The following is a 6822-nucleotide window of genomic DNA, read 5'->3' on the forward strand; positions in this document are numbered from 1 at the left end:
CTCACGCACTCCTCTCGGGCGTCTTGCTGCCAGGCGCCGGCGGGTCGGTTCGGTACCAGCCGGTGATGATGGAACGCAGCTCGTTGATCGGGCCGGCGGCGAAGATCATCAGGATATGGATGATGAAGAAGGCGACGAGCAGCAGCATCACGATGAAATGAATCGTCCGCGCCGTCTGGCGGCCGCCGAGCAGATCGTTGAGGAGCGGCAGCACCGCATTCATGCTCGGCGACATGGCAAGGCCGGTGATGATCATCAGCGGCAGCAGCACGAACATCACGCCGCCATAGGCCATCTTCTGCAGCGTGTTGTACTCGCGCCTGTGGTGGAACTTGAATTTGGCATGATCGACGATGTCTCGCGGCAAGCGCCTGAGATCGTCTACGCGCGGGACAAGGTCGCGGCGCAGATGGCCGTTGATCAGGCTGGCGACCAGCCACACGACCAGTGTCGTGGTCAGTATCCAGGCGAAGAAGAAATGGACGACGCGGGCGGTGCCGAGGTCGTAATAGGAGGGGATCGTCGCCCAGGACGGGAAGGCGCGGGACGTCTCCCGACCCGCCGGCCCCGACCAGCCGAGCACACCGGTGGTATCGAAGCGTTTGCCGAAGATTTCGGTGTAGCCGCGCGGGCCGTTTGCGGTGTTCTCGGCGCCAATGGCGAAGACGGTGTTGTTGTATGCAAATCCCGACTCCTTGCCGATATAGAGCTGGGGTCGGGCATTGAATATCTGCAGGCCGGAAAGCAGCATGAAGAACAGCGAGATGGCCCAGAGCCAGTGCGTCAGTCGCGTCCAGCGCGATTGCCGGTAGATCAGCGTCGCATCCTTCCGCGCGGCACTATCTGGCCCGACGGTGGATTGGCGCCTGGCAACCGATTCCATTCTTTCGCGTCCTCCCGGCTGTTCAGGTGGCCTTTCCGAATGTTCTCCTCCCAATACGTTGCCAGCCAAAGCGATGTTTCATCCGATCACGGAAATATTACGAGCTGCCCGATACTATTGGCTTCCGAAACTGACGGCGAGGTTGACCGCGGCGGCGACGATCACTGTATTGAAAAAGAACGACACAATCGAATGCAAAAGCACGATGCGACGCATTTGCGTGGTCGAGACCGCGGTATCGGAGGTCTGTGAGGTCATGCCGACGGTGGTCGAGAAGTAGAGGAAATCCCAGCCGTCCGGCTGCTCCTTACCGGGAAATAAAAGGCCGCCGACGGGATTTTTCTGCTTCGCTTTGCTGCCGTGATCGGTCTCTTCATCGTCCCGCCAGTAAACATGTGCGTAGTGCAGCGCCGTCATGGCATGGATGGTGAACCAGCCGAGCGGGATCGACAGCAGCGCGAAGGTGAGTTCGATAGGATGCGCGCTGCCCTCGCGATTGATCAATTGGAACAACGAGATGATGGCGACGGCGACGACAATCAGCGTCACGGCAAAGATGACCAGCACCGGCTGGTCGGTGGCGCGGGCATTCTTGCTCAGATAGCGGTCGGTGAGCTGCGGCATCTGGGCGACGACGATGACGGTGTAGGCGGCGAAAAACGCATTGGCGCCGATCGAAAAGGCGAGCGGAGTGCGCAAGACCAGCGCGATCGCCAGCGCCACTACACCGATGCAGGCCGATACCGCGAACTGCATGTGGCGGTGAAGTGGTTTCTTCAGGGGCATCTCGGTCGTCATGGCCCGGCCTCTGAGGCGGTCCGTCTTCTCTACCACCGCGTGTCCTTAGGACGCGCAACCGACATCGTAGCACTTTTTGATTGTGCGCATGATCCCGAAAAATCCATTCCGATTCTGCTGACCCGGCGCGGGGTCAGCGCTAGCCCGGTGCGGCGGATTTCAGCGCACGCCGCAGGATGCGGTCGAGCTCGCCGAGAAAACGCGAGCGGTCCTGCGGCGCAATACTGGCATTGTAACCCTTGCTTTCGCCGGTCTCGCGCAGATGCTGCTTGAGGTCGCGCATTGCCACTGCCATGCCGATCGTTTCCGGCGTGAACGGGCGTCCGGTCGGCCCAAGCACATGGGCGCCGAGCGCCACCGTGCGGGCGGCAAGCGGGATATCCGATGTCACAACGATGTCGTTGGGCTTGGCATTGTCGACGATCCAGTCGTCCGCCGCGTCGGCGCCTTTGGACACGACGACGTTGCGGACCATGGGATCGCGCGACGGGCGCAGGCCGCCATTGGAGACGAAGGTGACGACGACGCCATGGCGCTCGGCGACTTTCTCGACCTCGGCCTTCACCGGACAGGCGTCGGCATCGACGTAAATGGCGGGTGCGGGCATGGTTCGTTCCAACGCGTATGAAGCCTCCAACCCACGTTGGAATGGCCACTGTCGATGTAGGCGCCGCCCCTCATCTGCCTGCCGGCATCTTCTCCCCGTATAGTGACGGGGAGAAGGGGCTGGCCGCAACCTCAGCTCGCTTTCTGCTACGCTGGAGAGTGGCGAAATCCTTTTGCGAAGGCGTCTTTCTCCCCGTCACTATACGGGGAGAAATGCCCGGCAGGGCAATGAGGGGCAGCCCAAACCTGAAGCAATTGCCTTGCTTCCTCGCGGTCCAAGTCGCGATATCTGCGTCAGTAAACCACCACGCTCCTGATGCTCTTGCCCTCATGCATCAGGTCAAAACCCTTGTTGATGTCCTCCAGCTTCAGCGTGTGGGTGATCATCGGGTCGATCTCGATCTTGCCGTCCATGTACCAGTCGACGATCTTCGGCACGTCGGTGCGGCCGCGCGCGCCGCCAAAGGCGGTGCCCATCCAGGTGCGTCCGGTGACCAGCTGGAACGGCCGCGTCGAGATCTCCTGGCCAGCGCCGGCAACGCCGATCACCACCGACTTGCCCCAGCCGCGGTGCGATGCTTCCAGGGCCTGCCGCATCACCTTGGTGCTGCCGGTGCAGTCGAACGTATAGTCGGCACCACCGATCTGGTCGGCGCCGCGTTTGGTCATGTTGACGAGGTGAGTGACAATGTCGCCGTCGATCTCTTTCGGATTGACGAAGTGCGTCATGCCGAACCGCTCGCCCCATTCCTTCTTGTCGTTGTTCAGGTCGACGCCGATGATCATGTCGGCGCCGGCAAGACGCAGTCCCTGGATGACGTTGAGGCCGATGCCGCCGAGGCCGAAGACGGCGGCCGTGGCGCCGATCTCGACCTTGGCCGTGTTGATCACCGCGCCGATGCCGGTGGTGACGCCGCAGCCGATGTAGCAGATCTTGTCGAAGGGGGCGGCGGGATTGACCTTGGCCACCGCGATCTCGGGCAGCACTGTGAAATTGGAGAACGTGGAGCAGCCCATGTAGTGGAAGATCTTGTCCTTGCCGATCGAGAAGCGCGACGAGCCGTCCGGCATCAGGCCTTGCCCCTGCGTGGCGCGGATCGCGGTGCACAGATTGGTCTTTCTGGACAGGCAGGACGGGCATTGCCGGCATTCCGGCGTGTAGAGCGGGATGACGTGGTCGCCCTTCTTGACCGAGGTGACACCCTTGCCGACATCGACGACGATTCCCGCACCCTCATGGCCGAGGATCGCTGGAAAGATGCCTTCGGGATCGGCGCCCGACAACGTGAATTCGTCGGTGTGGCAGATGCCGGTCGCCTTGATCTCGACCAGCACCTCGCCCGCGCGCGGGCCGTCGAGGTCGACCTCCAGGATTTCCAGCGGCTTTCCGGCGGCGACAGCGACAGCGGCACGGGTTTTCATCAGCATCTCCTCTCAGGGCAAATCTGCAAGCGGGGCCGAGCATTAGCGTATCTGCAGGTTCTGGACTATGGGACGAATTGACAGTCGTAGCCCGGTTTTGGTCGTCACTAGGCGACTTGCGCCCGGGATATACGCCAACTTGCCTTGACCGGCCGGGCGAAGCCCATAAAAGAAAGGCAGCCGAGGGAACGCGACCCGCATGTTCACAAAAATCCTGATCGCCAATCGTGGCGAGATCGCCTGCCGTGTCATCAAGACGGCGCGCAAGATGGGCATCGCCACCGTCGCGGTCTATTCGGACGCCGATCGCGACGCCGTGCATGTCGAGATGGCCGACGAGGCTGTGCATATCGGGCCTTCGCCGGCCGCGCAGAGCTATCTGGTGCCGGAGAAGATCATCGCCGCCTGCAAGGCGACCGGTGCTGAAGCCGTGCATCCCGGCTACGGGTTTTTGTCCGAACGCGCATCCTTCTGCGAGGCGCTGGAGAAAGAAGGCATCATTTTCATCGGCCCGAAACCCAAAGCGATCAGGGCGATGGGTGATAAGATCGAATCGAAGAAATTCGCCAATGCTGCAAATGTGTCGACCGTACCCGGCTGGCTTGGCGTCATCGAGAATGCCGGTCATGCCGAGAAAATAGCCGGCGAGATCGGCTATCCCGTGATGATCAAGGCCTCAGCCGGCGGCGGCGGCAAGGGCATGCGCATCGCCTGGAGCGAGGCCGAGGTGCGCGACGGGTTTGACCGGGCGCGTTCGGAGGCCAAAAGCTCGTTCGGCGACGACCGCGTCTTCATCGAGAAGTTCGTGGTCGATCCGCGCCACATCGAGATCCAGATGCTGGCCGACGCGCATGGCAACGCGCTTTATCTCGGCGAGCGCGAATGCTCGATCCAGCGCCGCAACCAGAAGGTCGTCGAAGAGGCGCCTTCGCCATTCCTCGACGCCAAGACCCGGAAAGCCATGGGCGAGCAGTCGGTGGCGCTGGCCAAGGCGGTCGACTATCAGAGCGCCGGCACGGTGGAGTTCATCGTCGACAGCCAAAAGAACTTCTATTTCCTTGAAATGAATACGCGATTGCAGGTCGAGCACCCGGTAACCGAGCTCGTCACCGGCATCGATCTGGTCGAGCAGATGATCCGCATAGCTGCCGGCGAAAAGCTCGCTATCAAGCAAAGCGACGTCAAGCTGAACGGCTGGGCGGTGGAAAGCCGTCTCTATGCCGAGGACCCGTATCGCAATTTCCTGCCGTCGATCGGCCGGCTGACCAGATACCGGCCGCCGGAAGAGGGACGGTTCGGCGAAATCGTCGTCCGCAACGATACCGGCGTCACCGAGGGGTCGGAAATCTCGCTGTTCTATGATCCGATGGTCGCCAAGCTGTGCACCTGGGCGCCGACGCGGCTCGCGGCAATAGACGCCATGTCGGAGGCGCTCGACAGCTTCGTCGTCGACGGCATCGAGCACAACATGCCGTTCCTGGCGGCGCTGATGCAGCATCCGCGCTGGCGGGAAGGGCTGATATCGACCGCCTTCATATCAGAGGAATATCCGGACGGCTTCGCACCGATCGCGCCTGATAGCCAGGAAAAGGCCGTTTTCGCAGCGATCGCCACCGCGGTCGAACTGCTGCGCCGCGACCGGCTCGACCGGCTGGGCGGGCGGCTGGCGCCGCATTCGGGTGCCCTGAAACGCGACTGGGTGGTCAAGATCGGCGAGGATTACCTTTCGACCTCTGTCCCTGGAGGCATGATTTCCATTCCGATCGAGCTCGATCTGTCGATCGACGGTGGCAAGGCGCTGACGGTGGCTTCCGACTGGCGGCCGGGCGATCTCATCTGGCGCGGCACGGTCGGCGACCGCAGAATCGCGGCGCAGATCAGGCCGGTGCCGAACGGATTTCGCATCGCCTGGAAAGGCATGTCGGTGACGGCACGCGCCATGCTGCCGCGCACCGCCGAGCTCGAAAGGCTGATGCCGGAAAAAGTGGCGCCCGACACCTCGAAGATGCTGCTCTGCCCGATGCCCGGCCTCGTCGTGTCGATCGCCGTTGCCGAGGGGCAGGAGGTCAAGGCCGGCGAGACGCTGGCGGTGGTCGAGGCAATGAAGATGGAAAACGTGCTGCGCGCCGAGCGCGATCTCACCGTGTCGAAACTCAATGCGAAGCCGGGCGACAGTCTCGCCGTCGATGCGGTGATCATGGAATTCGCGTGAGGCTGTAACCCGCCTTGACACTCTTCCAAGGTTGGCGGGACAGTGCCCCCCTCTGTCCTGCCGGACATCTCCCCCTCCAGGGGGGAGATCGGCAGCTTCGAGGACAGCGCCCCTTCTGCATCCTACGAGATTGGCGAAAGCCGAGATGACAGCCAATCTCCCCACTAGAGGGGGAGATGTCCGGCAGGACAGAGGGGGGCGCGAAGGAACGAGACCTGACAATTGGTTGGGCACGAGCTCGGGTGGGCAGGAATTCGCATTTTGCCGCCATAACATTTGTTCTTGCTTTGTTCAAGAAGCTATGCTACTAATTTGGGTATGGTGCTGATTGGGGCCGACGGTTTTTTTGTACAGGCTTCTTTTCGACTAGCGTGGTGGGTGCTGCGGATTTAGCTCGGCTCCTCGCCACGGCTCGACGTCGCAAAGGGCGTCAATCCAGGCATGAAAACTTGGTGCAACCTCATCGACGGTTCCGAAGTCGTGATCGAAGAACCAAATTGCCCGCATGTCGGCGCTGTCACCGCCGAGCTGGTCTGCATTGAAGCAGAACTTGTTTCCGGACCCGTCGCTCGCGATAGCTACAAGCCGATCAGGCATGCCGATCTCACGCCAGCTAAGCGTTTCCTCAATGATCTCCTTCGGAGAATAAAAGTCATGAAGATCATGCAGATCCAGTTCACGCTCAACGATGGCGTCTAAAAGCGCGATTGCGGGCCGAGGCAACCCGACGTCAAGTACTGTTTGTCGATAGTCTTCGGGAAAGTGGATGCCTAGCTGCTGCTCAGCAGCACCCAAATCCTCCTCTGAGTGTCTGAATCAAAACGACTGGTGCAATTTCAAGGTCTTGCGAGGCGACGCGTGAGCAGGCGGATGTGGGCGATGAAGACCCAGGCTTCGGCGG

6 protein-coding genes are annotated in these 6822 nt (G+C 61.5%); 1 reads left to right on the plus strand and 5 read right to left on the minus strand.

Going from position 1 to position 6822, the window contains the following annotated elements:
• Position 1: 1 nt before the first annotated feature.
• The 4 genes from NKH12_RS21915 to NKH12_RS21930 form a co-directional block, all read right to left on the minus strand.
• A complete protein-coding gene (locus NKH12_RS21915) occupies positions 2-883 on the minus strand; it encodes a cytochrome b/b6 domain-containing protein (protein WP_352955045.1) in 882 nt (293 codons plus the stop codon).
• Between the two features lie 114 nt (positions 884-997).
• Positions 998-1681: a DUF1345 domain-containing protein gene (locus NKH12_RS21920; protein WP_352955046.1), complete on the minus strand. Its 684-nt coding sequence runs from the start codon at positions 1679-1681 to the stop codon at positions 998-1000.
• A gap of 139 nt (positions 1682-1820) precedes the next feature.
• Complete coding sequence (locus NKH12_RS21925; protein ID WP_352955047.1) at positions 1821-2288, minus strand: YaiI/YqxD family protein; 468 nt, start codon at positions 2286-2288, stop codon at positions 1821-1823.
• A 293-nt stretch (positions 2289-2581) separates the two neighbouring features.
• On the minus strand, positions 2582-3709 hold the full coding sequence (locus tag NKH12_RS21930; RefSeq protein WP_352955048.1) for an S-(hydroxymethyl)glutathione dehydrogenase/class III alcohol dehydrogenase: 1128 nt from the start codon (positions 3707-3709) through the stop codon (positions 2582-2584).
• Positions 3710-3908: 199 nt separating this feature from the next.
• On the opposite strand from NKH12_RS21930, the gene NKH12_RS21935 reads away from it, so the two are divergent.
• Positions 3909-5921, plus strand: coding sequence for an acetyl-CoA carboxylase biotin carboxylase subunit (locus NKH12_RS21935; RefSeq protein ID WP_352955049.1), 2013 nt, complete (start codon positions 3909-3911; stop codon positions 5919-5921).
• A gap of 366 nt (positions 5922-6287) precedes the next feature.
• On the opposite strand, the gene NKH12_RS21940 is transcribed toward NKH12_RS21935, so the two are convergent.
• Positions 6288-6716, minus strand: a complete 429-nt coding sequence (locus tag NKH12_RS21940) for an SMI1/KNR4 family protein (protein ID WP_352955050.1) — start codon at positions 6714-6716, stop codon at positions 6288-6290.
• Between the last annotated feature and the right edge of the window lie 106 nt (positions 6717-6822).

It is taken from the genome of Mesorhizobium sp. M1322 (genome assembly GCF_040318085.1).
Taxonomy (GTDB): domain Bacteria; phylum Pseudomonadota; class Alphaproteobacteria; order Rhizobiales; family Rhizobiaceae; genus Mesorhizobium.

Coding starts and splice junctions, on each gene's coding strand:
- NKH12_RS21915 (WP_352955045.1), bottom strand. CDS start 883: ATGGAATCGGTTGCCAGGCGCCAATCCACCGTCGGGCCAGATAGTGCC.
- NKH12_RS21920 (WP_352955046.1), bottom strand. CDS start 1,681: ATGACGACCGAGATGCCCCTGAAGAAACCACTTCACCGCCACATGCAG.
- NKH12_RS21925 (WP_352955047.1), bottom strand. CDS start 2,288: ATGCCCGCACCCGCCATTTACGTCGATGCCGACGCCTGTCCGGTGAAG.
- NKH12_RS21930 (WP_352955048.1), bottom strand. CDS start 3,709: ATGAAAACCCGTGCCGCTGTCGCTGTCGCCGCCGGAAAGCCGCTGGAA.
- NKH12_RS21935 (WP_352955049.1), top strand. CDS start 3,909: ATGTTCACAAAAATCCTGATCGCCAATCGTGGCGAGATCGCCTGCCGT.